This is a genomic window from Stenotrophomonas sp. TWI700 (assembly GCF_039673645.1).
Lineage (GTDB): Bacteria > Pseudomonadota > Gammaproteobacteria > Xanthomonadales > Xanthomonadaceae > Stenotrophomonas > Stenotrophomonas maltophilia_AA.
In genome coordinates, this window is the sequence record NZ_JBDJMB010000018.1 from 1 (window position 1) to 24997 (window position 24997).

General features: G+C 66.8%; 24 protein-coding genes and 9 tRNA genes. 19 read left to right on the forward strand and 14 right to left on the reverse strand.

Annotated features, from left to right (window positions below):
* The first annotated feature begins 188 nt into the window (after positions 1-188).
* The gene (locus ABE473_RS13140; RefSeq protein ID WP_346489770.1) at positions 189-698 is read left to right on the forward strand and encodes a DUF1249 domain-containing protein; all 510 of its coding nucleotides are present in this window, start codon (positions 189-191) and stop codon (positions 696-698) included.
* A 59-nt stretch (positions 699-757) separates the two neighbouring features.
* The gene (locus ABE473_RS13145; protein ID WP_179458667.1) at positions 758-1246 is read left to right on the forward strand and encodes an 8-oxo-dGTP diphosphatase; all 489 of its coding nucleotides are present in this window, start codon (positions 758-760) and stop codon (positions 1244-1246) included.
* A 68-nt stretch (positions 1247-1314) separates the two neighbouring features.
* On the opposite strand, the gene ABE473_RS13150 is transcribed toward ABE473_RS13145, so the two are convergent.
* On the reverse strand, positions 1315-1965 hold the full coding sequence (locus ABE473_RS13150) for a class I SAM-dependent methyltransferase (protein ID WP_346489771.1): 651 nt from the start codon (positions 1963-1965) through the stop codon (positions 1315-1317).
* Between the two features lie 376 nt (positions 1966-2341).
* On the opposite strand from ABE473_RS13150, the gene ABE473_RS13155 reads away from it, so the two are divergent.
* The 10 genes from ABE473_RS13155 (at position 2342) to ABE473_RS13200 (ending at position 13772) form a co-directional block, all read left to right on the forward strand.
* Positions 2342-2956 carry a CDP-alcohol phosphatidyltransferase family protein gene (locus tag ABE473_RS13155; RefSeq protein ID WP_070474651.1) on the forward strand — a complete coding sequence of 205 codons (615 nt, stop codon included), beginning with the start codon at positions 2342-2344 and terminating at the stop codon, positions 2954-2956.
* Positions 2957-3008: 52 nt separating this feature from the next.
* Positions 3009-4172 (forward strand): class III poly(R)-hydroxyalkanoic acid synthase subunit PhaE, encoded by a 1164-nt coding sequence (gene phaE / locus ABE473_RS13160; RefSeq protein ID WP_346489772.1) that lies wholly within the window; start codon positions 3009-3011, stop codon positions 4170-4172.
* Positions 4169-5239 carry a class III poly(R)-hydroxyalkanoic acid synthase subunit PhaC gene (locus ABE473_RS13165; RefSeq protein WP_346489773.1) on the forward strand — a complete coding sequence of 357 codons (1071 nt, stop codon included), beginning with the start codon at positions 4169-4171 and terminating at the stop codon, positions 5237-5239. The genes phaE and ABE473_RS13165 overlap by 4 nt, the downstream gene beginning before the upstream one ends.
* Positions 5236-5607: a YfeK family protein gene (locus ABE473_RS13170; RefSeq protein ID WP_346489774.1), complete on the forward strand. Its 372-nt coding sequence runs from the start codon at positions 5236-5238 to the stop codon at positions 5605-5607. The genes ABE473_RS13165 and ABE473_RS13170 overlap by 4 nt, the downstream gene beginning before the upstream one ends.
* 47 nt (positions 5608-5654) lie before the next feature.
* Positions 5655-5858: a PspC domain-containing protein gene (locus ABE473_RS13175; RefSeq protein WP_123729552.1), complete on the forward strand. Its 204-nt coding sequence runs from the start codon at positions 5655-5657 to the stop codon at positions 5856-5858.
* Positions 5855-6319 carry a hypothetical protein gene (locus ABE473_RS13180; protein WP_346489775.1) on the forward strand — a complete coding sequence of 155 codons (465 nt, stop codon included), beginning with the start codon at positions 5855-5857 and terminating at the stop codon, positions 6317-6319. The genes ABE473_RS13175 and ABE473_RS13180 overlap by 4 nt, the downstream gene beginning before the upstream one ends.
* 134 nt (positions 6320-6453) lie before the next feature.
* On the forward strand, positions 6454-6669 hold the full coding sequence (locus tag ABE473_RS13185) for a hypothetical protein (RefSeq protein ID WP_176988654.1): 216 nt from the start codon (positions 6454-6456) through the stop codon (positions 6667-6669).
* Positions 6670-6875: 206 nt separating this feature from the next.
* The gene (locus ABE473_RS13190; protein ID WP_346489776.1) at positions 6876-9251 is read left to right on the forward strand and encodes a Tex family protein; all 2376 of its coding nucleotides are present in this window, start codon (positions 6876-6878) and stop codon (positions 9249-9251) included.
* Between the two features lie 229 nt (positions 9252-9480).
* A complete protein-coding gene (locus ABE473_RS13195; protein WP_346489825.1) occupies positions 9481-11628 on the forward strand; it encodes a PAS domain S-box protein in 2148 nt (715 codons plus the stop codon).
* Between the two features lie 281 nt (positions 11629-11909).
* Positions 11910-13772 carry a methyl-accepting chemotaxis protein gene (locus ABE473_RS13200; protein WP_346489777.1) on the forward strand — a complete coding sequence of 621 codons (1863 nt, stop codon included), beginning with the start codon at positions 11910-11912 and terminating at the stop codon, positions 13770-13772.
* A gap of 62 nt (positions 13773-13834) precedes the next feature.
* Here ABE473_RS13200 and ABE473_RS13205 read toward each other — a convergent pair whose 3' ends face one another.
* The 3 genes from ABE473_RS13205 to ABE473_RS13215 all read right to left on the reverse strand — a co-directional run bounded on the left by ABE473_RS13205 (position 13835) and on the right by ABE473_RS13215 (position 14696).
* Positions 13835-14194 carry a transcriptional regulator gene (locus ABE473_RS13205; RefSeq protein ID WP_346477523.1) on the reverse strand — a complete coding sequence of 120 codons (360 nt, stop codon included), beginning with the start codon at positions 14192-14194 and terminating at the stop codon, positions 13835-13837.
* On the reverse strand, positions 14191-14496 hold the full coding sequence (locus ABE473_RS13210) for a type II toxin-antitoxin system HigB family toxin (protein ID WP_346489778.1): 306 nt from the start codon (positions 14494-14496) through the stop codon (positions 14191-14193). The genes ABE473_RS13205 and ABE473_RS13210 overlap by 4 nt, the downstream gene beginning before the upstream one ends.
* A gap of 113 nt (positions 14497-14609) precedes the next feature.
* Positions 14610-14696: transfer RNA gene (locus ABE473_RS13215), tRNA-Leu, on the reverse strand.
* A 124-nt stretch (positions 14697-14820) separates the two neighbouring features.
* Here ABE473_RS13215 and ABE473_RS13220 point away from each other — a divergent pair.
* A complete protein-coding gene (locus ABE473_RS13220; protein ID WP_346489779.1) occupies positions 14821-15201 on the forward strand; it encodes a response regulator in 381 nt (126 codons plus the stop codon).
* 9 nt (positions 15202-15210) lie between these two features.
* On the opposite strand, the gene ABE473_RS13225 is transcribed toward ABE473_RS13220, so the two are convergent.
* Positions 15211-16167: an SOS response-associated peptidase family protein gene (locus ABE473_RS13225; protein ID WP_346489780.1), complete on the reverse strand. Its 957-nt coding sequence runs from the start codon at positions 16165-16167 to the stop codon at positions 15211-15213.
* 105 nt (positions 16168-16272) lie between these two features.
* Between ABE473_RS13225 and ABE473_RS13230 the strand changes: the two genes are divergently transcribed.
* Positions 16273-16689 (forward strand): GNAT family N-acetyltransferase, encoded by a 417-nt coding sequence (locus tag ABE473_RS13230; protein ID WP_346489781.1) that lies wholly within the window; start codon positions 16273-16275, stop codon positions 16687-16689.
* Positions 16690-16738: 49 nt separating this feature from the next.
* Here ABE473_RS13230 and ABE473_RS13235 read toward each other — a convergent pair.
* The 9 genes from ABE473_RS13235 to ABE473_RS13275 form a co-directional block, all read right to left on the reverse strand.
* Positions 16739-16814, reverse strand: a tRNA-Glu gene (locus ABE473_RS13235).
* Between the two features lie 50 nt (positions 16815-16864).
* A tRNA-Ala gene (locus ABE473_RS13240) sits at positions 16865-16940 on the reverse strand.
* Positions 16941-17043: 103 nt separating this feature from the next.
* Positions 17044-17119 (reverse strand) — tRNA-Glu (locus tag ABE473_RS13245).
* A gap of 49 nt (positions 17120-17168) precedes the next feature.
* Positions 17169-17244: transfer RNA gene (locus ABE473_RS13250), tRNA-Ala, on the reverse strand.
* A gap of 135 nt (positions 17245-17379) precedes the next feature.
* A tRNA-Glu gene (locus ABE473_RS13255) sits at positions 17380-17455 on the reverse strand.
* A 52-nt stretch (positions 17456-17507) separates the two neighbouring features.
* Positions 17508-17583: transfer RNA gene (locus ABE473_RS13260), tRNA-Ala, on the reverse strand.
* Positions 17584-17772: 189 nt separating this feature from the next.
* Positions 17773-17848, reverse strand: a tRNA-Glu gene (locus ABE473_RS13265).
* A gap of 53 nt (positions 17849-17901) precedes the next feature.
* Positions 17902-17977, reverse strand: a tRNA-Ala gene (locus ABE473_RS13270).
* Positions 17978-18277: 300 nt separating this feature from the next.
* Complete coding sequence (locus ABE473_RS13275; protein ID WP_346477520.1) at positions 18278-18676, reverse strand: heavy metal-responsive transcriptional regulator; 399 nt, start codon at positions 18674-18676, stop codon at positions 18278-18280.
* Positions 18677-18886: 210 nt separating this feature from the next.
* On the opposite strand from ABE473_RS13275, the gene ABE473_RS13280 reads away from it, so the two are divergent.
* From ABE473_RS13280 to adiC, 5 genes are all read left to right on the forward strand, one after another.
* On the forward strand, positions 18887-19951 hold the full coding sequence (locus ABE473_RS13280; protein WP_346489782.1) for a helix-turn-helix domain-containing protein: 1065 nt from the start codon (positions 18887-18889) through the stop codon (positions 19949-19951).
* 113 nt (positions 19952-20064) lie between these two features.
* On the forward strand, positions 20065-20865 hold the full coding sequence (locus tag ABE473_RS13285) for a TlpA disulfide reductase family protein (protein WP_346489783.1): 801 nt from the start codon (positions 20065-20067) through the stop codon (positions 20863-20865).
* Between the two features lie 41 nt (positions 20866-20906).
* On the forward strand, positions 20907-21728 hold the full coding sequence (gene dsbG, locus ABE473_RS13290; protein WP_346489784.1) for a thiol:disulfide interchange protein DsbG: 822 nt from the start codon (positions 20907-20909) through the stop codon (positions 21726-21728).
* 432 nt (positions 21729-22160) lie between these two features.
* Positions 22161-23594 (forward strand): DcaP family trimeric outer membrane transporter, encoded by a 1434-nt coding sequence (locus ABE473_RS13295; RefSeq protein ID WP_346489785.1) that lies wholly within the window; start codon positions 22161-22163, stop codon positions 23592-23594.
* Positions 23595-23645: 51 nt separating this feature from the next.
* A complete protein-coding gene (gene adiC, locus ABE473_RS13300; protein ID WP_176988665.1) occupies positions 23646-24995 on the forward strand; it encodes an arginine/agmatine antiporter in 1350 nt (449 codons plus the stop codon).
* The last annotated feature ends 2 nt before the right edge of the window (positions 24996-24997 follow it).

Consider the following 24997-nt stretch of genomic DNA (forward strand, 5'->3'; position numbering starts at 1 on the left):
CCTCCAGGTCTCGAACGGAGCGGTTTGTCAGGGCAGCCGGCCAGCGGCCGGCACTACAACAGCGCAGGATGTGCAGTGAGCCGGCCAGCGGCCGGCACTACCCCGCGTCCGTGAACCGGTGGCGGGCCGCCCCTTTGGCCGGGCTGCCGCCGCCCCCACGTTGGGAGATCAACGTGTAGGATCGACCCATGGCCCAGGCATCGCCCCGTATCGAACGCATTCCCCGGCTCAGCCGCCTGAGCTGGCTGATGGGGCTTTACGCCGAGAACTATCAGCACCTGGTGCGTCTGTTCGCGCCGTCCGAGCTGGTGCCCGGCAGCTATGTCTCCTCGATCGGCGATGGGCTGGATGTGCGCCTGGACGTGATCGAGTGCCACCGTTACACGGTCGAGCTGCGGCTGACCTACGACTTCGCCGACCCGGTCACCGGGCAGCCGGATCCGTCGGCCTATGTGCGCCTGTACCGTGACGCCCGCCAGGCCGAGACCACCCATTGCTACGTGGGCCGCCGCTGGCAGGACGTGATGGGCATGTACCCGCCGCCGGCCGAGCTGATCAGCCACCGCATGCGGATGAACACCTTCCTCGGCAAATGGCTGGAATACTTGGCCGAACGCGGCCACGGCGTGGCGACCCTGCGCCGTGATGGCGCGGTGGCGGCACCGGCGGATGCCCGTCGCACCACCCTGGTGCCCTGAGCCGCCCCCTGGCGGATCACGCATAATCGGGGGTCTGTGTTCCCCCGAGCCTGTGCGAAATGCCCTATACCCCCATCGTGGCCACCCTGGGCTACGTGCTGTCCGCCGACGGCAAGCAAGTGCTGATGATCCACCGCAACGCCCGCCCCGGTGACCTGCACCTGGGCAAGTACAACGGGCTGGGCGGCAAGATGGAGCGCGATGAAGACGCCGCCGCCTGCATGCGCCGCGAGATCCGCGAAGAAGCCGGGATCGAGTGCGGGACCATGCGCCTGCGCGGCACGATCAGCTGGCCGGGCTTCGGCAAGAATGGCGAGGACTGGTTCGGTTTCGTGTTCGTCATCGATGACTTCACCGGCACGCCGCTGACCTCCAATCCGGAGGGCACCCTGGAATGGGTGGACGTGGACAGGATCGACAGCCTGCCGCTGTGGGAAGGCGATCGCAGCTTCCTGCCGCTGGTCTTCGACGACGAGCCCCGCGCCTTCCACGGCGTGATGCCGTACCGCGATGGCGCCATGGAATCCTGGAGCTACACCCGGCTGTAGTGCCGGCCGTTGGCCGGCAATCCATGAATGGTGGTGCATGCGCAGGTAATGCCGGCCAGTGGCCGGCATTACCTGCGGGCGAGCAGCAGGTGGAAATGCTTGCTGACCTCGCGCCCGTCGTTGCTGCGCCCGGTTTCGTGATGGGCACGCCAGCCCTGTACGGTCAATCCAGCGCTGCGCAGGGCCTGCTCGACCTCGGCCAGTTCGTGCAGGTGGAAGCCATGCGCGGTGAACGGCAGGGTGCGCATGAAGGCGGCATCGCCGAAGGCCAGGCAGAGCCGGCCACCGGGGCGCAGCACGCGGGCCAGTTCGGCGAACGGGAATTTCAGTTCGTCCCAGAAGTACAGGGTGTTCACTGCCAGCGCCGCATCGATGCAGGCCGCGTCCAGCGGCAGGGTCTGGGCATCGCCGAGCCGGACCTCGGCGCGATCCTGCAGCCCTCGCGCGGCCAGCAGCGTGTTGCCCGCGTCGACCATCGCGGCCGAGACATCCAGCCCCAGGTAGAGGCTGCCCGAGGCACGCAGCAGATCGGGCGCGAAGGCCGCATTGCCCGGGCCGATCTCCAGCACCTGCTCGCCCGCGGTGACCGCCAGCAGGGCGATCGCGGCGCGGTTGAGGTCGCCGTTGCTGCGGTTCATCGATTCGGCCACGACGAGCGCGTGCTCACCGTGCGGGTGGCGCAACTGGGCGGCCAGATGGTCGAGGGAAAGCACGCGCAAGACTCCTGTCGGTGGGCGGCAGGACCTGGCGGCGGCGGAGTCCATCCACCAGCTTAGCCCACCGGCGGCACCGATGGGCGCGCCTGTGTAGATCGATCGGCCAGCCACGATGAAGATCGGTGATCAACAAATCACCAAGGTCGCGTCTATTGAGACTGAGTTGTCCACAGGGGGTGTGGATGACTCGTGGGCAAGTTTGTGGATAAGCGCCTCCGGCCCCCGCTGGCGCTCGCTGTCAAGATGGGTGGTCAAAAATTCACCGCAGGTCGTCCCCGCGTGAACGGCGCGGCAAGGCCGGGTACGGTGGCGTAGGGTGGGGTGTCCGGGTGCGGGCCGCTCGCGGTACTCTCTTGCGATTGCCGCCACCCGATCTTCCATGAAACGTCATTTCTCGATGTTGCGCGAGTTCCACCTGGCCGACTGGTTCACCCTGGCCAACGCGTTCTGCGGCACCGGCGCGGTCTTCGCCGCCATGCGCTACCTGCAGGACGGCGAGCGCAGCTACCTGCTGTTCGGCATGGCGCTGATCCCGCTGGCCTTCATCTTCGACGCACTGGACGGGCGCATCGCCCGCTGGCGCAAATCCAGCTCCACGCTGGGCCGCGAGCTGGATTCGCTGTCGGACATCATTTCCTTCGGCGTGGCCCCGGCGGCGCTGGCCTACGCCTGCGGCATGCAGGGCGGCTGGGACTGGCTGGTGCTGAGCTATTTCGTCTGCTGCGGCGTCAGCCGCCTGGCGCGCTACAACGTGACTGCCGAGGCGCTGGCCGGTGAAGGCGACAAGGTGCCGTACTTCGAGGGCACCCCGATTCCGACCAGCCTGGCGCTGGTGGTGGTGCTGGCCGTAGCGGCGAGCGTGGGCGCGACCGGCGCGGACTTGTGGCTGGGCCAGTGGCAGCTCGGCCCGTGGCAGCTGCACCCGCTGGTGCTGCTGTTCGCGCTGTCCGGCTCGCTGATGATCAGCAAGACCCTGCGCATCCCCAAGCCGTGAGGCGGCGCGGCGCGGCATTGCTATCATCGTTTCCCGAGACGGGAGGGCGGTCATGACCACGGCGGGCAGCGGCAGCGGCGCAGGCGATGTAGAGGCCTTGGCGCGGCAGTATTTCAGTGCGTGGGGCGATGCCCTGCGGCACGCTGCGGCAGCGCCGGGCCATGCGGGTGGGCCCGATGGCCAGGGCAACTGGCAGCAGGCGATCGACGGGTGGGCGCAGATGATGCCCAACGCCGCCAGCGGCCCGGCCGACGAGGCCGTGCATCGCTTCCGTGAGCAGGCCGGTGGCTGGTACGGCACCATGCAGCAGGTGGCCGCGCAGTTCGCCGGCCGCGACACCACCAGCGCCGACGTCGCGCAGGCCTGGCGCACGGCCGTGCTGGGGCAGGGCGACGGACTGCTGCAGTGGATGCTGCAGGGCGCACGCGGACACACGCATGCCGAGGGGCCCGACCTTCTCCAGTTGCTGGAGACCTTGCAGCGCCAGCTTGGCCCGTGGCTGCAGAGCCCGGCGTTCGGTCCCGGTCGCGAGCATCAGGCCCGCTGGCAGGCACTGCTGCGTGCGCAGCAGGAGTATCAGGCGCACTCGCGCGATTACGTGGAGCAGATCAAACAGGCGCTGGACGATGCGTTCACCCTGTTCGAGCAGCGCCTGGCCGAGCACGAACAGCCGGGCAACCAGCTGACCAGTGCGCGGGCGATGTTCGATCTGTGGATCGACGCGGCCGAAGAGGCGTATGCCAAGGTCGCGCTGTCCCAGCCGTTCCAGACGGTCTATGCCTCGCTGGGCAACGCCCAGATGCGGCTGCGCGCGGCCACCCAGCAGGAAATCGAACGGCTGACCGAGAGCTTCGGGCTGCCGACGCGCACGGAGATGGATGCGGCGCATCGCCGGATCGCCGAGCTGGAGCGGTTGGTGCGGCGCATGGCCAGCGGTGCCGGTGCGGCGGGCACTGATGCCGGGTCAGCCACCCAGCCGGGAGACGCGAAGAAGGCAGGCGCGAAGAAGGCCGCGCCCGGCAAAGCAGCACCGAAGCGGGGCAAGGCACCTCCGGCAGCGCGTGCGGCTGCGACACCTGCCAGTAAGGCCAAGGCGAGCAGGCCCGCGGTAAAGCCAGCCGCCGCGAGCAAACGCGCAGGCAACGTTTCCACGCCGGCCAAGGCCACCAGGCCCACCACCAGGCCCACCACCAAGCCCCGGAAGCGCAGCGCATGAAAGGCCCCCTGGGCTTCAACGCCGAAGACCTGCTGCAGGAAACCCTGGCCATGCAGCGCAAGCTGATGGATGGCCTGAAGCTGCTGCCTTCGGTGGACGATGTCGATTACGGCGTGACCACCCGCGAAGAGATCTGGCGCGACGGCAAGGTCACGCTGTACCGCTTCGTCGGCAGCGAGCCGCCGGTGCACCGCACGCCGCTGCTGATCGTCTATGCGCTGGTCAACCGGCCGTACATGGTCGACCTGCAGACTGACCGCTCGCTGGTGCAGAAACTGCTGGCGCTCGGCCACGATGTCTATGTGCTGGACTGGGGCTATCCGGACCGCTCCGAGCGCTACCAGACGCTGGAGGATTACCTGCTGCGCTTCGCGGATGGCGCGGTGGATCACCTGCAGGCGCGCAACGGTGGCGAGCCGATCAATATGCTGGGCATCTGCCAGGGCGGCGTGTTCGCGCTGTGCTATGCCGCGCTGCGCCAGGCCAAGCTGGCAAACCTGATCACCATGGTCACCCCCGTTGATTTCCACACCCCGGACAACATGCTCTCGCACTGGGCGCGGCAGGTGGATGTGGACCTGCTGGTGGACACGCTGGGCAACATCCCGGCCGATCTGATGAATGCCAGTTACCTGATGCTCAAGCCGTTCCGCCTCAACGTCCAGAAGTACGTGGGCCTGCTCGACATCCTCGACGACAAAGACGCGCTGGAAGATTTCCTGCGCATGGAGAAGTGGATTTTCGACTCGCCCGATCTCGCCGGCGAGGCGTTCCGTGACTTCATCAAGCAGTTCTACCAGGGCAATGGCCTGATGCACGACGGCGTGCGCATCGGCGAAGAAACGGTCGACCTCCAGCAGGTCACGTTGCCGGTACTGAACATCTACGCGGAGCAGGACCATCTGGTCCCGCCGGATGCATCGCGCGCGCTGCGCGGCCGGATCGGCAGCACGGACTACACCGAGAGCAGTTTCCGCGGTGGCCATATCGGCATCTACGTTTCCGGGCGCGCGCAGCGCGAGGTTCCGGCGACCATCACTGGCTGGTTGAACGAGCGCGCGCAATGAACATTCATCCCCTTCTCTGGCTGGCCGTGGGTCTGTCGGGTATCGCTACCGCCCAGGCCGCCCCGAACGAGGTCGCCCGCCGCGAGATCGCCGGCCTGATCGGCGCCCTGGATGGCTCCAGCTGCCGCTTCCAGCGCAACGGCAGCTGGCACGACGCGCCCGAGGCGCGCGCCCACCTGCAGCGCAAGTACGACTACCTGCTCAAGAAGGACAAGGTGGACACCGCCGAGCAGTTCATCGAGCGGGCTGCCAGCCAGAGCAGCATGAGCGGCAAGCCGTACCGGATCGCCTGCCCGGGCCAGCCGGAGCAGACCGCCGCGGTCTGGTTCGGGGCGCGACTCAAGGCCCTGCGCCAACGCACCCCGTAGACACGGTTCGCGCTAGAGTCGGCACCTACCGGCTCGAGACCCCGTGCATGAACACACCGCCGCGCCCGCTGTCCCGTTCGCTCAACGACCGCATGATCGCCGGGGTGATGGGTGGCATCGCGCATCGCTACGGCTGGAACGTCACCCTGGTGCGGGTGCTGTTCGTGCTGATCTCGATCGGCTCGGCCGCCTTCCCGGGCATCCTGGTCTACCTGATCCTGTGGCTGTTGATCCCCAACGAGGCCGATTGAGCCTGTCGCCGCTGCTGCTGCGCTCCCTGCAGGGGCTGGGCGCGCTGTGGACGTCACCCAACACTCTGATCGGCCTGGCCGCCGGCACCGCCGGGATGCTGGCCGGTGCGCGGCCATCGTGGAACGCGCGCGACTGCGCGATCGTGTTCCGCGAGTTTCCGTGGGGGCCGGGTGGGGCGATCACCCTTGGCAACGTCATCCTGCATACCGGACCGGTACTGGACGTGCCGTGCCGCACCTACGCGCACCAGGCGGGCTACGCCAGCGAGCCGGTGATCGGCCTGCACGACCACGAGCGTGCGCATGTCTACCAGTATCTGGTGCTGGGGCCGTTGTATCTGCCGGTGTATCTGCTCTGCGGTGGCGTGAGCGCACGCAATCCGTTCGAGCGGGCCGCCGATGTGTACGCGCTGCACGGGCGAGGCTGGTGGCCCCGTTATTTCCGCGTTAAATCCATGTAAGAAAGATGTCGACAACGCGGCGTCATCTGCATGCAAAAAAACGTTATTAGCCTGCATGACGAATCAGTCAGGTTTGCCGGGGTAAACTTGCTTCGCTGTATGAGCAACAACGTTTTTCTGGAGGAATACATCACATGGCAATCGTTCTTTATGTCGGTGGTAGCAAGGATGGCGACAAGGGCCTGGTGCCCCATGGCTTCAGCAAGTCCCAGGCCGATACCGAGCTGGGCCCGGAGATCTACACCGAGCGGTTCATGGAACTGCAGGGTGTGGGCAGGGTGCGGGTGATGGCGTTGGAGTCGATGCGCGACGACATCGTCCATCAGCGTGCTGCAGTGCATTACCGGTAAGCGAGCCACACCGCGGAGGTGCCCGGTTGTCGCGGGCGCCCGCGCCGGCATCCCAGCCCCACGCAGGATGCCGGCGTGAACGCAGGACCCCTCGTGTGGTCATCGCCACGGGGCGACAGGTTCGGCCCGGCCTGTCAACGGCTTTCCCCCGCCGCCCGGCATTGCCAGAATGGGTTCTTTCCGCAAAGCGGCTCCGGCCGGAAGCAATGCCTGACATCAAGCTCGCGCAGCAGATCGCCCAGACCATCGCCGATGAGATCGGTGCCCAGACCGCCCAGGCCCTCGCCGCCATCGCCTTGTTGGACGAAGGCGCCAGCGTTCCGTTCATCGCCCGCTACCGCAAGGAAGTCACCGGCGGCCTGGACGATACCCAGCTGCGCAACCTCGAAACGCGCCTGACCTACCTGCGCGAGCTGGAAGACCGCCGCGCCGCGGTGCTCTCCAGCATCGACGAACAAGGCAAGCTCAGCGACGAGCTGCGCAACGAGATCCTCGGCGCGGACACCAAGTCGCGCCTGGAAGATCTGTACCTGCCCTACAAGCCCAAGCGCCGCACCCGTGCGCAGATCGCGCGCGAAGCCGGCCTGGAGCCGCTGGCCGATGGGCTGCTGGCCGATCCCGGCCTGGACCCGCAGGTGTTCGGCGCGACCTTTGTCGATGGCGACAAGGGCGTGGCCGACGTCAAGGCGGCCCTGGAAGGCGCCCGTGCGATCCTGATGGAGCGCTGGGGCGAAGATGCCGCGCTGGTCGGCGAGCTGCGCACCTGGCTGGGCGAGAACGGCGTGATCCGCGCACGTGTCGCCGAGGGCAAGGAAGAGCAGGGCGCCAAGTACCGCGATTACTTCGAGCATTCGGAGTCGCTGGCAAAGATTCCGTCGCACCGGCTGCTGGCGCTGTTCCGTGCGCGGCGCGAGGAAATCCTGTTCCTGGAGCTGGACCCGGGCAGCGATGCGGAGGCCGGCAATCTGTACGCCGAAGGCCGTGTCGCGCACAACGCCGGCATCCGCGACGCCGGCCGCCCCGGCGACCGCTGGTTGCTGGACGCCTGCCGCCTGACCTGGCGCGCCAAGCTGCACATGCACCTGCTGCTGGACCTGTTCAACCAGGCCCGCGAGAAGGCCGAGGCCGAGGCGATCGCGGTGTTCGGCGACAACCTCAAGGACCTGCTGCTGTCCGCCCCAGCCGGCCCCAAGGCCGTGCTCGGCCTGGACCCGGGCATCCGTACCGGCTGCAAGATCGCCGTGGTCGATGCCACCGGCAAGCTGGTGGCCACCGACACCATCTACCCGCACGAACCGCGCCGCCAGTGGGACCAGTCGCTGCACGCGATCAAGCAGTTGTGCGTGCAGCACAACGTGGACCTGATCGCGATCGGCAACGGCACCGCCAGCCGCGAAACCGACAAGCTGGCCGGTGAGGTGATCAAGGCGCTGGGTGACACCAAGCTGCAGAAGATCGTGGTCAGCGAGGCCGGTGCCTCGGTGTACTCGGCCTCGGAATTCGCGGCCAAGGAATTCCCGAACCTGGACGTGTCCATCCGTGGCGCGGTGTCGATCGCCCGCCGCCTGCAGGACCCGCTGGCCGAACTGGTCAAGATCGATCCGAAGGCGATCGGCGTGGGCCAGTACCAGCACGACGTGGACCAGTACCGGCTGGCGCGCGCGCTGGATGCGCGCGTGGAAGACTGCGTCAACGCGGTCGGCGTGCACGTCAATACCGCCTCGGCCGCGCTGCTCTCGCGCGTGTCGGGGCTGTCGTCCACCGTCGCCGAGAACATCGTGCGCCACCGCGACGACAACGGTCCGTTCAAGCGCCGCAAGGACCTGCTCAAGGTGCCGCGCCTGGGCGAGAAGACCTTCGAGCAGTGCGCCGGCTTCCTGCGCATCGCCGATGGCGACCAGCCGCTGGATGCCTCCTCGGTGCACCCGGAAGCCTACCCGGTGGTGGAGCGCATCGTGGCCGCCACCGCACGCCCGATCAAGGCGCTGATCGGCGACGGCAGCTTCCTGCGTGGGCTCAAAGCCGAGCAGTTCACCGACGAAACCTTCGGTGTGCCGACCGTGCGCGACATCCTCAAGGAACTGGAAAAGCCCGGGCGCGATCCGCGCCCCGAGTTCAAGGCCGCGCGCTTCGCTGACGGTGTCGAAGAACTGAAGGACCTCAAGGTCGGGATGATCCTGGAGGGCGTGGTCAGCAACGTGGCCGCGTTCGGTGCCTTCGTGGACATCGGCGTCCATCAGGACGGCCTGATCCACATCTCCGCCTTGTCGGACACCTACGTCAAGGACCCGCGCGACGTGGTCAAGGCCGGTGACATCGTCAAGGTGAAGGTGCTGGAGGTCGACGTGGCGCGCAAGCGCATCGCGCTGACCCGCCGCCTGGACGACACTCCGGCCCCGGCCAAGGCACCCGGCGAGCGCGATGCGCGCCCGGCCGGTGGGGGTCGCCGGGAGGGTGGGGCAGGCAACGGTCCGCGCAATGGCGGCCGTGGCACCCCCTCCGGGCCGCGTCCGGGCAGTGCCGCGCCGCCGGCCAACAATGCGCTGGCCGACGCCTTCGCCCGGGCCAAGCGCGGCGGCTGAGCGCCTCCCCGCTGCCTGCCAGGGGCCGCCTTCGGGCGGCCCTTGGCGTTTCTGGTCCCTGCCGATGGGCGGGGGCACTTCTGGTTTCGCCCGGCTTTACGCACACTTCGCGTTCAATGCCCGTAGGGTAGGTGGACGGCGGGGAGCCCAGATGACAGACGACCAGGCAGGACCGGGCGACCGGGCGGGCCGCAGCGCCGATCACGGCGCTGGCGCCGCGCTGCGCGAGATGGCCGAACAGCGCCACCGGCTGGAGATGATCATCGAGGGCACCGCGGCGGGCACCTGGGACTGGGACATCCCCGGTAACCAGATGCGGGTCAACGAACGCTGGGCGGAGATCGTGGGCTACACCCGCGAGGAACTGGCGCCGATCACGCCGGAGACCTTCTTCCGGCTGGTGCATCCCGACGACCTGGCCCAGTCCAACGCGTTGCTCGAGGAGCACATGGCGGGGCGCTCGCCGCGCTACGACAGCCTGTGCCGGATGCGGCACAAGCAGGGCCACTGGATCTGGGTGCAGGACCGTGGCCGCGTCTACGAACGCGATGCACAGGGCCGGCCGCTATGGATGGCCGGCGCGCATGCCGACGTCACCGAGCTGCAGGAGGCCCGGCAGGATGCGGCGAACATGCGCCAGCGCCTGCAGGCGGTGGTCGATGCCTCCGACGAGGTGGCGGTGATCGCCACCGACATCGACGGGGTGGTCAATCTGTTCAACACCGGTGCGCAGAAACTGCTCGGCTACCGCCCCGATGAAGTGATCGGACGGGTCAACCCGGGCCTGTTCCATGACCCGGAGGAGATGCGTGCCTACCTGCAGCCCCAGATGGGGGCGGACGGGCGCCTGCCGACCGTGTTCGAGGCGTTGAGCGCGCGGGCGGCGCAGGGCACCTGGTCGCATCAGTGGACGTTCCTGCGCAAGGACGGCGAGCGCCGCCAGGTGCGCCTGTCGATCAGTCCGCTGGACTGCGCCGGCGGCAACCGGATCGGCTACGTGGGCATGGCGGTCGACCTGACCCCGCTGCTGCAGGTCCGCGAGCAGGCGTTCCTGGCCTCGAAGAAATTCGCCGGGGCGTTCTCGTCCGCAGCGCTGGGCATGGCCCTGGTGTCGCTGGAAGGGCGCTGGCTGGACGTCAACGACTCGCTGTGCGGCATCCTCGGCTACACCCGCGCCGAGCTGTTGCTGATCGATTTCCAGACACTGACGCATCCGGACGACCTGCATACCGACCTCGCCCTGCTCGGCGATCTGCTGGCCGGCCGCCGTGAGCATTACCACATGGAGAAGCGCTACCTGGGCAAGGCGGGCAACCTGGTCTGGGGGCGGCTGTCGGTCTCGCTGGTCCGCACGGAAAATGGCGAGCCACTGCATTTCGTCTCCCAGATCCAGGACGTGACCGCGCAACGGCTCAGCGGCCAGCAGCTGCGCGAATCCGAGCAGCGCACCCGGGTCACGCTGGATGCGGTGGCCGACATGGTGCTGACCCTGGACCTGCACGGTGGCATCCAGTACGCCAACGCAGCGGCCACCCGCGCGCTGGCGGGCGAGGGCGCCGAGGCACTGGCCGGGAGCCAGCTGCAGGAGGTGGTGGAACTCACCACCGAGTACGCGCCGCGCTCGCCGTTGGACGTGGCGGTGCTGCTCGACCCGGACAGCAATGCGGTCGACCTGCATTCGGACCTGCTGCTCGCGGTGGGAACCCACCTGCTGCCGGTCGACCTGACCCGTGCCTGGCTGCGCGATGAGGACGGGCTGACCAGCGGCGCGGTCTGGGTGATCCGTGACGTCACCCAGCAGCGCGCGCGCCAGCGCGAGGCCCGGCACCTGGCCGAGATCGACCCGCTGACCGAGCTGAGCAACCGGCGCGGATTCGAGGCGCACCTGCAGCAGGCCATCACCCGCGTGGCCCGGACCGGCCAGTCGGCCTCGTTGATGTACATCGACCTGGACCACTTCAAACCGGTCAACGACACCCATGGCCATCTGGCCGGCGATGCGGTGCTGTGGGCCGTGGCCAGCGTATTGCGGCACGGGGTGCGGGATTCGGACATCGTGGCGCGGCTGGGGGGCGATGAGTTCGCGGTGATCCTGGCCGGCTGTTCGCTCAAGCGTGCCCGCCGCATCGCCAGCGACCTGCTCGAGGCGATGCGCGGGTTGTCCATCCCGTGGGACCAGCGTCGGCTGAGCGTGGGCGCGAGCATCGGTATCGCGCCGCTGTTCGGCGGCATGAGCGTGGATGACGCGGTGGCGGCGGCGGATGCGCAGTGCTACCGGGCCAAGGCGTTGGGGCGCGACAACGTGCAGGTGGAAGCCCAGGCGCTCGGTGCGATCGACCCGCTGGACGCGCTCGATGCCAGCGAAAGCGGCGAGTAGACCCCGGCCCAGCCTGCGCCACGGCGCGACGATGATGGCCCTAAAGCTTTCAGAAGACGCGCCGTTATATGACTCGCAGTTGCTGCCTGTCTGCTCACGTGGATACCTGGCCGTACACCTTCTTTAAATGGTTCATGTTCACCGGCCTGCCCGGTGTTTGCAGTCCATCGAAGCGACGTCATTCCCACTGACGATCTTCGTGAGTCCCAGCCGACGGAATACCGCCACCGGGCCACCGCCCGGCGCTGACCTATTCGCTAACCGGACACCGAGGTCTAAAGATGATTACTTCAGGCTTGCACACGCATGTGCCAGGTCGTGACAGCGACGCCGATGCAGGCTCGTTGTGGCGTTCGCTCACCGCATTGTTCGTTTCCCGTCGCGCCGCCCATGGCGCTGCGGCATCTGCTGCGCTGCAGCGGCAGGCCGAGCTGGAAGACCAAGTCAAGGCGCTGCACCGGGTGCAGGCGGTGATCGAGTTCCATCTCGACGGCACCATCGTGCACGCCAACGACAATTTCCTGCAGACGCTGGGCTATACCCTCGAGGAGATCCAGGGCAAGCACCACGCCATGTTCGTCGATGCCGGGTATGCGCAGAGCAGGGAATACCGGGACTTCTGGGCCAACCTGGGCCGCGGTGAGTTCGAGGCGGGCCAGTATCGGCGGCTCGGAAAGGGCGGCCGCGAAATCTGGATCCAGGCGTCCTACAACCCGGTCTTCGACAGCCACGGGCGGCCCTACAAGGTGGTGAAGTTCGCCACCGACATCACCGCGCAGAAATTCCAGGCCGCCGATTTCGCCGGCCAGCTGGCGGCGATCAACAAATCGCAGGCCGTGATCGAGTTCGACCTGGAGGGCCGCATCCTGGCCGCCAACGAGAATTTCCTCGCCGCGATGGGATATGCACTGGACGAGGTGCGCGGGCAGCATCATGCGATGTTCGCCGAGCCCGACTATCGGCAGAGTGCGGAGTACCGTGCGTTCTGGGCCAAGCTCGGCCGCGGCGAGTACGATGCCGGCCAGTACAAGCGGCTGGGCAAAGGCGGGCGTGAGGTCTGGATCCAGGCCTCGTACAACCCGATCTACGATATGAACGGACGCCCGTTCAAGGTCGTCAAGTACGCCACCGACATCACCGCGCAGGTGCGTGACACCCTGGCGCTGCAGCAGGCCGTCGCCCAGACGCGCGAGGTCGTCGCCGCGGCGCAGGCCGGCGACCTGACCGGCCATATCGCCACCGAGGACAAGTCCGGCCCGATCGCCGAGCTGTGCCAGGGCATCAATGCGCTGGTGGAGGCGATGGCCGGGATCATCGCCCAGATCAAGCTGGCCGCCGACACCATCGCGGTGGGTGCCAGCGAGATCGCCGAAGGCAACAGCGACCTGTCCGTGCGAACCGAACAGCAGGCCGCCTCGCTGGAGGAAACCGCGGTCTCGATGAAAGGCCTGACCGCCACGGTGCGTCGCACCGCCGACAATGCCCGCCAGGCCAATCAACTGGCCGGCGGCGCGGTGGAGGTGGCCGCGCAGGGTGGGCAGGTGGTGCACGAGGTGGTCTCGACCATGTCGCTGATCAACGATTCCTCGCGCCGCATCGTCGACATCATCGGGGTGATCGACGGCATCGCGTTCCAGACCAATATCCTGGCGCTAAACGCGGCGGTGGAGGCCGCCCGCGCGGGCGAGCATGGACGCGGTTTTGCCGTGGTCGCCTCGGAGATCCGCTCGCTGTCGCAGCGTTCGGCCGAGGCCGCCAAGGAGATAAAGCAGCTGATCGGCGACTCGGTCGAGAAGGTCGGGGCAGGCACGCGCCAGGTCGAGAGCGCGGGGCGCACCATGGACGAGATCGTGGTCAGCGTGAAGCGCGTGAGCGATCTCATGGCCGACATCAGCGCCGCGGCCCAGCAGCAGAGCGAAGGCATCGAGCAGATCAACCAGGTGGTCGAGCATATCGACGAGAGCACCCAGCAGAATGCCGCGCTGGTCGAAGAGGCCTCGGCGGCCGCGCGCAGCATGGAAGAGCAGTCGACCCAGCTGCTGCAGACGGTGGCGGCGTTCCGGGTGACGGGGGCGGTGGGTGCGGCGCGGCCGGCTGCGGCGAATGCGCTCAACGGCGCACATCCGACGCTTCGGCTGGTCTGAGCGGGTCTTACTGCACCCGATATGAGAAGGCCGGACCGGAGCGGTCCGGCCTTCTTGGCCGCTTAGAGCCCGACCAGGCTTTCCACCGGAATACCCAGATTCCGGTGCAGGTTGCGGATCATGTTCAACGTCAACGCACGCTTGCCGTTGAGCACCTCGTAAACACGATTGGGCTGGCCGATGCTGGGCACCAGATCCTTGGCGGTCAATCCGGATTGCTCCATGCGGAACTTGATCGCCTCGATCGGGTCGGGAGGGGCAATCGCGTGGTGCTTGCTCTCGTAGGACTCGATCAGGGTGATCAGGACGTCGAACTCATCGCCTTCGGGGGTGCCGACCTCGGGAGGGTGGTCGAAGTAGTGCGACACAGCCTTGAGAGCGAGCTGATAGTCGTCTTCATTGCGGATGGGACGGATGTTCATGGGGTGCACTCCACCGTAGTCACATCGATTGCATCGTATTGGGCATGCGTTCCGATGAATTTGATGTAGACCGCCTGGTATTGATAGGCGATTGCCACCACGAGGCGGTAGTCATTGCCTTTGATGTTGAAGACGACGCGATTGTTCGCCACGAAACTGGCCGTCGCATAGTGATTCCGGATGTCCTGCGGCGTACGCCACTCAGCGTTCTTCGCCTCGTCGTACCAGGCTCTGAGAGATTGCTCCGCTGCAGGGTGCTTGGCCCAGAATCGCTCAAGTACAGGCTTTGCTAGGATTCGCATCTGCGCAGCTTAGTCCCATGTTGGGACTTGGGCAAGGAGGCCAGCAGGCAGGCGAACCCGCCGCGCACAAAAAAACGCCCCGGATCCGTCGATCGGGGCGTTCTGGTTTTCCATGGTGCCGAAGGTGGGACTCGAACCCACACGCTTTTAAGGGCGGCGGATTTTGAGTCCGCTGCGTCTACCGATTCCGCCACTTCGGCTGGCTGGCCGCGTAGTGTATACAAGATGTCGACATTTGTGCAGACCTGAATGCTTAAGTTCCTGTCAGGGTTTCACCTACACAGGACGCTATACTCATCGCGCTGAACCATACAGGGAGTCGTCATGAGCGCGCTGCAGGATTTTCGGGTGCTGGTGGTCGAGAACGACGAAATGAGTGCGGCCCTGCTGCAGATGCAGCTGGCGCAGTCCGGCGCCGTGGTGGTGGGACTGGCGGCCTCGGTCGCCGAGGCGCTGCGCCTGCTCGCCGAAACCGAGCCACAGGTGGTGCTGCTGGATTACCGCTTGGCCAACAACGAGACCAGCGAAGCGGTGGCCGCTGCCCTGGTGGCGCGCCAGATCCCCTTCGTGCTGGCGACCGGCATGGCGACCGAGCATCTGCCCGAGGCATTCCGGCCGGGTGTCATCCTGACCAAGCCGTACCTGACGGCCGACCTGAACACCGCGCTGGGGCGTGCCCGGGTGGGCGACTCCGTCGCCGGCTGAGCGGCGACCTCAGGCTGCTTCGGCGTGTGCCAGGGCGACCGGTTCGCGGTCGTCCAGGATCCGGTACAGCGCGGCCAGATCCTGCGGGTCCGGATTCAGCCACGCATCCAGATGTTCGCGCCGGATCGGGACGATGCAGCGGTCATGGCCGGTCCGCGCTACATCAGCAGGCGGATCATCGGTGATCGCGGCGAACGACAGCAGGCGACCTTCCGGTCCTTCCCATTCCGACCACAGGCACGCGATCAGCAGATCGCGCAGTGGCTGCGGGCTGAACTCCAGGACGACGTTCTCGGCTTTCTCGCCGGGCGAGAGCGGGCGCTGCTCCAACGCGTGCTGTGGAACGTGCTCGTAGAACGACTGCACCACCACCACGCCGTGCCGATGGCCGAACGCGGATGTCCAGTACGCCTCCAGGCTGTCCCGGCGTGCGTTGTACGTGCCGGGATAGAGCACGTCGTTGCGCGCGGGCTTGTCCGGCAGCCGGCACTGGTATCGCATCGGCTTGATCACGCGCTGCCCGTGCTCGGACACGATCACCGGCGCGTAGACCCCCGGGAAAATGCGGCTGTCGCGCGGCACCAGGCCCGCGCGCTGCAGATCGGACAGGCGCGTCTGCGCGCGCTCGATGCGGTTGCCGGCCACGCGCACTTCGGTGCGCGCCTTCTGCGTGGGGCGCGTAGCCAGTTGTTCCTCGGCCGCTTTCAAGCGCGCGCCCTGCAGGCGCACTTCCTCCTCCAGTGCCTGCATTTCCTCGGCATGCCATTGCTGGATCCGCGCCACGATCTCCTGGCCCTGCGCGGTGCGCGCGCCGGCAAAGCCGTCGTCCATCGCCCTGGGGGTCTTCGGGCGCTGCTTGCCGGCATCGTGGGCATAGAGCTGGGCGAACTCGTCCAGCGACATCATGGCGCCGTACTCACGGACCAGCTTGGTGTAGTCGGCGCGGATCTGGGCGGAATAGCACATGGCGGGAGAGCAGGGTGGGCAGGGGGACAGGATAGGCCCATGGGTCGCACATCCTGCGAATCCGTTCGGGCACGCTGAGCGTCCATTCAGTGCTGGATCCGCGTCATGTCGCTGCCCGTCGGTGTTCACTGCATTCCGTTACCGCCCAGCGTGGAGGAGTACCGCGCGCTGCGGGTGCTGGCCGGCCTGAGCCCGAAATCGGCCGAGGCGGCGGCGCGTGGCCTGCCCAATACGGTGTTCGGCGTGAGCCTGCGCGAAGGCGACCGGCTGCTGGCCATGGGTCGGATCATCGGCGACGGTGGCTGCTTCCTGCAGGTGGTGGATATCGCGGTGGTGCCGGACCGCCAGGGGCAGGGCCTGGGCAAGGCCGTGATGCAGCAGCTGGATGGCTGGCTGCGCGCGAATGCCGTCGGTGCCTACGTGAGCCTGATCGCCGATGGGGAGGCGCATCGGCTGTATGCGCAGTTCGGCTTCGCCTTGACCGCGCCGCGTTCGGTGGGCATGGCGAAGGTGGTGGTGTAGGCCCATAAACAAACAGCCCCGACCGAAGTCAGGGCTGTTTGTTTGAAGCTGGCGTCCCCACGGGGATTCGAACCCCGGTCGCCACCGTGAAAGGGTGATGTCCTAGGCCTCTAGACGATGGGGACGCGTTAAACCGAATTTTTGGCTTCCATCGGACGGCCTGTGTCCGGAGAAGTGGTGGAGCCAGGCGGGATCGAACCGCCGACCTCCTGCATGCCATGCAGGCGCTCTCCCAGCTGAGCTATGGCCCCACAGTTGGGCTGCGAGCCGCCTATCATAGCGGCGGTTTTGCCGGATGGGAAGGGGGTGTCAAACAAAAAGCCCCGACCGAAGTCAGGGCTGCTTGTTTGAAGCTGGCGTCCCCACGGGGATTCGAACCCCGGTCGCCACCGTGAAAGGGTGATGTCCTAGGCCTCTAGACGATGGGGACGCGTTAAACCGAATTTTGGCTTCTGTCGGACGGCCAGTGTCCGGAGAAGTGGTGGAGCCAGGCGGGATCGAACCGCCGACCTCCTGCATGCCATGCAGGCGCTCTCCCAGCTGAGCTATGGCCCCACGTTGTACCGCGAGCCGCCTAGTATATCTGCCTGTTCACGTTTGTGGAAGCCTTTCGGGACATCCGCAACGCAACCGCAGTAAGCGGTGAACAAAAAGACCCGGCATGCCGGGCCTCGGTGTTCTTCTGATGAGTGGCGTCCCCACGGGGATTCGAACCCCGGTCGCCACCGTGAAAGGGTGATGTCCTAGGCCTCTAGACGATGGGGACGCATGAATCTCATCAAATTGTTCAGCACACCCGGACGGCCTAATGTCCGGAGTGGTGGAGCCAGGCGGGATCGAACCGCCGACCTCCTGCATGCCATGCAGGCGCTCTCCCAGCTGAGCTATGGCCCCACGATGCTGGAGGCGGAATTCTACGCGGCCGTGAAGCGTTCGCCAAGTCTTTTTTCTGAAACACCGAAGAAAGAATGTACGCAGCCACTCGACCATCGATGCCGGAAAACAGATCGCACGTGCCGTGCCATTGAACGGCACGCCACAAACAAAAAGCCCCGACCGAGGTCAGGGCTGTCTGCTTGAAACTGGCGTCCCCACGGGGATTCGAACCCCGGTCGCCACCGTGAAAGGGTGATGTCCTAGGCCTCTAGACGATGGGGACGCACGAAAACTTCAAATTTTGTCACTGCAATCTGATCGGCCTAATGATCGGATTGGTGGAGCCAGGCGGGATCGAACCGCCGACCTCCTGCATGCCATGCAGGCGCTCTCCCAGCTGAGCTATGGCCCCACGTCGTGAGGAGCGAAATCATAGCGACGACGTTTTGGATTGGCAAGGAAAATGTGAAGAAATTTCGTCAGGCACGCGTGCTTGTTCGCCAGGCAGTCGTTGATGGCGCAGTCGCAGTGCATTGCCGATCACCGACCCGAACTCAGGCTCATCGCCATCGACGCCAAGAGCGGCGACATCACGATGCCCAGTGGATACAGCACGCCGGCGGCAACCGTCGTATCCATCGCGGAGCTTCACACCGTGTGCGTGGCGTCACCATCGTCGCGGCACATGCGCTGCACTGGAGCGTGAGTGGTTTCATAGGCGTGTGTCGGTCAACGCCGTCAGGATCGGGCACCGTTCCTGATCCCCGTGACCGGGGCAGGCATCGACCAGTTGCTTGAGCGCACCGTGCATGCGTTGCAGCTCGCCGATGCGCTGCTCGATATCGGTGAGTTTGTTCACCGCGCTGTCGCGGATCTGCGCCATGTCCCGACCGCGCTGATCGCTGAAGCCAAGCAGGTTGGCGATCTCGTCCAGGCTGAAGCCGAGTGTCTTGGCGCGGCGGATGAACTGCAGCCGGGTCAGGTCGGACTCGCTGAAGACGCGGTAGCCGCCGGCGCTGCGTCGGGCGGTCGGCAGCAGCTGTTGCCGCTCGTAGTAACGCACCGTGTCGATGGGCACGCCGGCCAGGCGCGCGAGCTGTCCAATGTTCATGAGCACCTCGTGGATGACGAGCCCATTCTGAAGCTTGGAGTGCTCTCCAGGGTCAAGCTTGCTCAAACCCCACTGGAAGTTCAGCCGATGTGAAATTTGCAACTAGTTGCATGGTCCTCCTCCCCGGACGTCCGTAGCCTCAGGCCATCTTATGTATCGACCCGTTCTGCCCGGCCCTGCGCCGGCAGGCACTGTTCCAGGAGAATGGCCATGGACGCACCCCGCAACACGCTGCAGCCGGACCGCCGGCCGGACAAGCCGGCCCTGATGGAAGTCGCGGTGGTGGAATTCCCCGGCAGCCTGCGCGCTGCCGCGCCGGTCCTCTCCGAGCTGGCGCAGCGCTGCAACCGGACGGTTGCCGCCGGCCGCCGCACCGGCGCACGCATGCTGGTGACGCGGTGGACGCTGTCCGCACGCGGTATGCAGCGCGTTGCCGGAACGGAGTTGTTCGGCGATGCGCTGCCGGCCATCATCGTCGTGCCCGGTAGCGAATCGAGCTGGACCATGCCGCCGCCCGACGAACGCCTGCTGGCCTGGCTGCGGGAATGCCACGATAGCTGCAGCCTGCTGGCCGGCTGCGACGAGGGCGGGCTGCTGCTGGCAGCGTCGGGTGTGCTGGCCGGGCGCTCGGTCAGCGTGCCCGATCCCGCGCGGTGCCCGCCGCTGCGCATGATGGTGCCCAGCTGGTTGCCCAGCGAGCGCACCCTGGTTGATGACGGCGATCTGCTGACCGCCGCCGGCCAGGACGCCTGGAAGTACCTGAGCCTGCGGCTGCTGGCGCGCATCTATGGGCAGAGCGTGATGAACACCGTGATCCAACAGCTGCAACTGGTGATCCCGCGTACCGAACTGGACGACCTGGAGCGCTTCAGCCCGAACTTCGCGCACGGTGACCGATGCATCCTCAAGGCGCAGCGTTGGCTGCACGGCATCGCCGCCCGCGGGGTCGGGCTGGAGGACATCTGCATGCAGGCGGGCCTGGAGCCGCGCACGTTGCAGCGCCGTTTCCTGAAAGCCACCGGGATGCGGCCGATCGAGTATTGCCAGCGCCTGCGCATCGCCAAGGCACAGTTGCTGCTGCAGGCCGGTGGCGTGGTCGACCAGGTGGCCTCGTTGGTGGGGTATTCGGACCAGAGCGCGTTCCGACGGTTGTTCCTGCGCATCGTCGGGCTGACCCCGGCACGCTATCGGCGTCAGGTGGCCGCGCAACTGCGTGAGCGGGTGGCCCCGCGAGCGGTCGGTCGGATGGTCGAGTCGGTGCACTCGGTGGCCTGAATCGCGCACCACCGGCACGCTTGCTCCATTGACGCCTTGCTGGGACCATGCCGGCGGGCCCGAAGCAACAGCCGTCGCAGCGAGGCAGACCCGAGCGATGGCGGAGAGAATCAATGATCAGCAGTGTAGGCCCGGTACCGCTTGCGGTCGTGTGGGTGTTGGTGGCCGTCGGCATTGCGATGCTCGTGGCCAGCGTGGTGCGTACACCGGCGATCGAGGGCGCACCGCGGCCGCGATCGGTGGTGGTGGACATGCTGCTGCTGGGGCTGCTGGCCGGTCGCGCCGCCTTCGTGCTCTGGCATGTGCGCGATTATGCGCAGGATCCCTGGGGCGTCCTGCGCATCGGCGATGGCGGCTTCCTGCTGTGGCCGGCCCTGGTGGCTGGGCTGGGGTGGGGCGCTTGGCGCCTGCGCCGATGGCCTTCGTTGCGTCGGCCGGTATGGGCCGGTGCCCTGGCTGGAGTGCTCGGTTGGGCGCTGCTGTCCAGCGGCGCTGGCTGGCTGCAGCAATCGCGGGTGACGCTGCCGGCCATCACCCTGACCTCGCTGGAGGGCGCGCCAACCGCGTTGTCCGACACGCAGGGCAAGCCGGTGGTGGTCAATCTCTGGGCGAGCTGGTGCGGCCCCTGTCGTCGCGAGATGCCGGTGCTGGCCCGCGCGCAGCAGCGCCATCCGGATATCCGCTTCCTGTTCGTCAATCAGGGCGAAACCCGTGATGAGGTCGAGGGTTTCCTGGCCGCCGAGCGGTTGACGCTGGCCAATGTGCTGCTCGACGAGGACGCACTCACCGCCGAGCGGCTGCAGGTGCACGCCTATCCGACTACCCTGTTCTTCGATGCGCAGGGCCGGCTGCGGGAAATACACCTGGGTGAACTCAGTGCCGCTGGCCTGCAATCCAAGCTCGACAGCCTGTAACCGGGGTCGCGTTGTCATGTTTATTGAATCCAGGAGTCACCATGAAATTGAAGTCCTCGCGCCCGCTGGGCACCGTGCTTGCCGTGTCGCTGCTGATGGCCCTGGCCGGGTGCAGCCAGGCGCAGACGCCGAAGGCCGGTGAGGCCGCCCCGGCCAAGTCCGGTGGAGATCGTCCGGCGGTACTGAAGGGCATCGAGAAGCATGGTTTCGAAGTGATCGGCGAGTTTGATGCGCCCGGTGGCCTGCGCGGTTTCGCCGGCGTGGTCGGCGGGCAGCAACCCGCGGCGGCGTACGTCACTGCGGATGGAAAGCACGTGGTCGTCGGCAGTCTGTTCGATGCCAATGGCGAAGACGTGGGTGCAGGGCCGCTGGAGAAGCTGGTGGCCAAGCCGATGTCCGAGCGCAGCTGGAAGAAGCTCGACGAGAGCGCCTGGGTGCGCGATGGCCGTGCCGATGCGCCGCGCGTGGTCTACACCTTCAGCGATGCGAACTGCCCGTACTGCCATCGCTTCTGGGAAGCAGCACGACCGTGGGTGGATGCCGGCAAAGTCCAGTTGCGCCACGTGATGGTCGGCGTCATCCGCGAAGACAGCCCGGCCAAGGCGGCCGCGATTCTCACCGCGCCCAATCCCAGTGCCGCGCTGCTGGAGAACGAACGACTGTTCGATCGCGGCGGTATCAAGCCGGCGGCATCGCTGACCGCGGAGGTCGCCAACAAGCTGGATGCGAACCAGGTGCTGATGATCGAGCTTGGCTTCCAGGGCACGCCGGGCATTCTGTTCAAGGATGCACAGGGCATGGTGCAACGCCGCTCCGGCATGCCGCAGGGCGACGACATGACCGTGGTGCTCGGCCCGCGCTGAGCCAACGCGCCCCGTTACACGCCACACCTCGCGCCGGGCCATGCCCGGCGCGTTTCGTTTCGGCTTCGCGCTGCAGCGGTGCACCTCCGTCTGGGCCGATGCGTCCGGCTTGATTTCGATCAAGGCCGGAATCGCCTGGATCGCTACGCTGGGCTCCATGCGCTCTCCCATGGATTTCCCCGCACGCATCGGATGCGTGGCCCCCCGGTCAGAAAACGGCCTGACAACGTTCACGACATTCTCACTTTGCGATTGTTACTCAAGGTGTTGGTCGGCACGCGTGAGCGCGTTGGTCATCAGGGATGAGGGGATCCCGTGCGGGCGCGGTGGTCGCGCGCCGTGCAGTGCCGGGCTGTGCGCCCGTGGCCTGCGGCGTCCTGGACGTCTGCCGCTGCGGACGCGCGGGACTGTGTGCGTTTCAAGGAGGATGTGATGCGCTTGGCTGTGTTGACGGTCGCATGCGTGGCAGCGATGGCTGCGGCGCCGGTGTACGCGCAGGATTCGGCCGCGGCGTTGCGGCAGGACATCCAGACGCTGCGGCAGACCCTGGAACAGATGGAGAAACGCCTGGAAGCGATCGAGTCCGGGAGGCCTCCTCCCGCCTCGCCAGTGGCCACGGCGATTCCTTCGCCGGGCACGACGGCCGCGCCCTTGCCGTCACCGGCCCCGCTGACCGCCCAGGCCCAGGTGCCGGGCATGGGCCAGGCCATCCTCCCGCAACGTGATTCCGTTTCCGATCCGTCCACCGCCGCGTCCCGCCCGGACAGCGCCGCCGGCCCGACCGATCCCGAGCTGAAAGGCTTCTTCGCGATTCCCAACACCGACACCCTGATCCGTATCGGCGGCTACGCCAAGCTCGATGCGATCGCCGATTCCCGTGCGGCCGGTGACCAGGAGCAGTTCATCACCTCGTCCATTCCGGTCGGCAGTGCGCACCGGGATGTGTCCAACTTCACGCTGCATGCCAAGCAGACCCGCTTCAGCTTCGAAGCGCGGCGCCCGACCACGCACGGCAACCTGCGCTTCTACCTGGAGAACGACTTCTTCGGCAGCAGCGACAGCTATCAGTTCCGCCTGCGCCACGCGTACGGCCAGCTCGGCAACACCTATGCCGGCTACGGCTATTCCAGCTTCATGGATGCCGACAGCCTGCCCGACACCCTGGATTTCGCCGGTCCGGGCGGCGCGGGCTACCTGCTGGTGGCCGGCATCCACCACAGCTTCGCGATGGGCAAGGGCAACACGCTCACCGTGGCGGCCGAGGATCCGGATACCCAGTTGAGCAACCCCGCCGAGGGGATCATGTCGGTCGACCAGCTCCCCGATGTCACCGTCACCGCCCGCATGGAGCGCGACTGGGGCCATCTGCAGCTGGGCGGTGTCGCGCGCAGCCTGGGCTACGACGGCGATGCCGGCGATGGCCGGCGATTTGCCGGTGGCCTGCAGCTCAGCGGCTCTGCGGCCGTAGGCGACCAGGACCTGCTGTTGTTCGGCATGCTCGGTGGCAAAGGGCTGGCGCGCTATACGGCCGACCTGACCGGGTCGGGCATGGATGCGGTGGTGACCGCCGATGGTCGCCTGCAGGCGCTGTCGCTGTATGGCGGCTTCGTCGGGTACACGCATTACTGGTCGCCGCTGTGGCGCTCGAACCTGATCTACGGACAACTCACCAGCGCGCGCAACGATGCGCTGGCCGCCGACGCCTTCCGCCAGAGCCGCTACGGCGTCTTCAACCTGCTGTGGAGCCCGGCCCCGTCCTGGACGATGGGCATGGAACTGCTCTATGGGCAGCTGGAGCAGCAGGGCGGACAGCGCGGCGACACCGTGCGGCTGCAGGGCAGCCTGCAATACAGCTTCATCAAGTAACTCCCAACGCCCGGCATGACCGGGTCCCTGCCTGGCAAAGGAGCAAGCGTCATGGCACAAGCAAAGAAAATCGGGGTCGTCGGGGCCACCTTCCTGGTGGCCGGCAACATGATGGGGTCGGGGGTGTTCCTGCTGCCCTCCAGCCTGGCCAAGATCGGCACCGCCTCGATCTGGGGCTGGCTGATCACCACGGCCGGCGCGCTGCTGCTGGCGTTCGTCTTCGCCAAGCTCGGCAAGCTGGCGCCCAAGGCGGGTGGTCCGTATGCCCATGCGCGTGACTGGTTCGGGCCTTACATGGGCTTCCAGACCAACGCCGTCTACTGGTTCGCCAACTGGATCGGCAACGTCGCCATCCCGATCGCGGCGGTGGGCTACTTCAGTTACTTCTTCCCGATCCTGTCCGAGCCGGTGCCGCGCTGCATCGCGGTGCTGGCGCTGGTGTGGGCGCTGAGCTTCGCCAACGTCATCGGTCCGTCGTTCGTCAGCAAGCTGCAGACGGTGACCACCAGTTTCGCGCTGGTGCCGATCCTGGGCATCGCGATCTTCGGGTGGTTCTTCTTCGACCCGACGATCTTCAAGGGCGCCTACAACGTGTCCGGGGAGTCCAACTTCGGCGCGATCTCCAGCGCCGCGGCGTTGACCCTGTGGGCCTTCATCGGCGTGGAATCGGCCTCGGTGACCGCCGGTGTGGTCGAGAATCCGGAGAAGAACGTGGCGCGTGCCACGCTCGCCGGCGTGTTCCTGGCGGCAATCGCCTACATTGCCAGCTCCTCGGTGATCATGGGCATGGTGCCCAATGGCGACCTGCAGGTGTCCGATGCGCCGTTCGCGCTGGCCGCGGCCAATGCCGTGGGCGGGTGGGGCGGGGCGCTGGTCAGCCTGTGCGCCTTCGTCGGCGCGGCCGGCTCGCTCGGTGGCTGGATCCTGCTGACCGCGCAGAGCGCCAAGGCCGCGTCGGACGATGGCCTGTTCCCGAGCATCTTCAGCAAGACCAACAAGGATGACGTGCCGGTCAAGGGCGTGCTGATCGTGGCCGTGCTGATGACCCTGGCGGTGCTGGTCACCTCGACCTCCAAGACCGCCTCGGCCCAGTTCGACGTGATCACCTCGGCCGCGGTGGTGCTGACCCTGCTGCCCTACATCTACTCCTGCGTGGCCTGCTATTTCGTGGTCGAGCGCTCGCACACGCTGGTGCACACCGGCGCGTTCTGGCTGCTGACCAGCGTCACCGTCGTGTACTGCCTGTGGGCGATCTTCGGCTCGGCCGGCAACATCGTGCAGTACGCCTTCCTGTTCGTGTTGTTCATCACGGTGTTCTATCCGTTCTTCAGCGAGGAGCGTCGCCGCCAGCGCGGCCAGCTGCCCGCGCTCGACGCCGCCGTCCGCACCACGCTTTCGTGAGC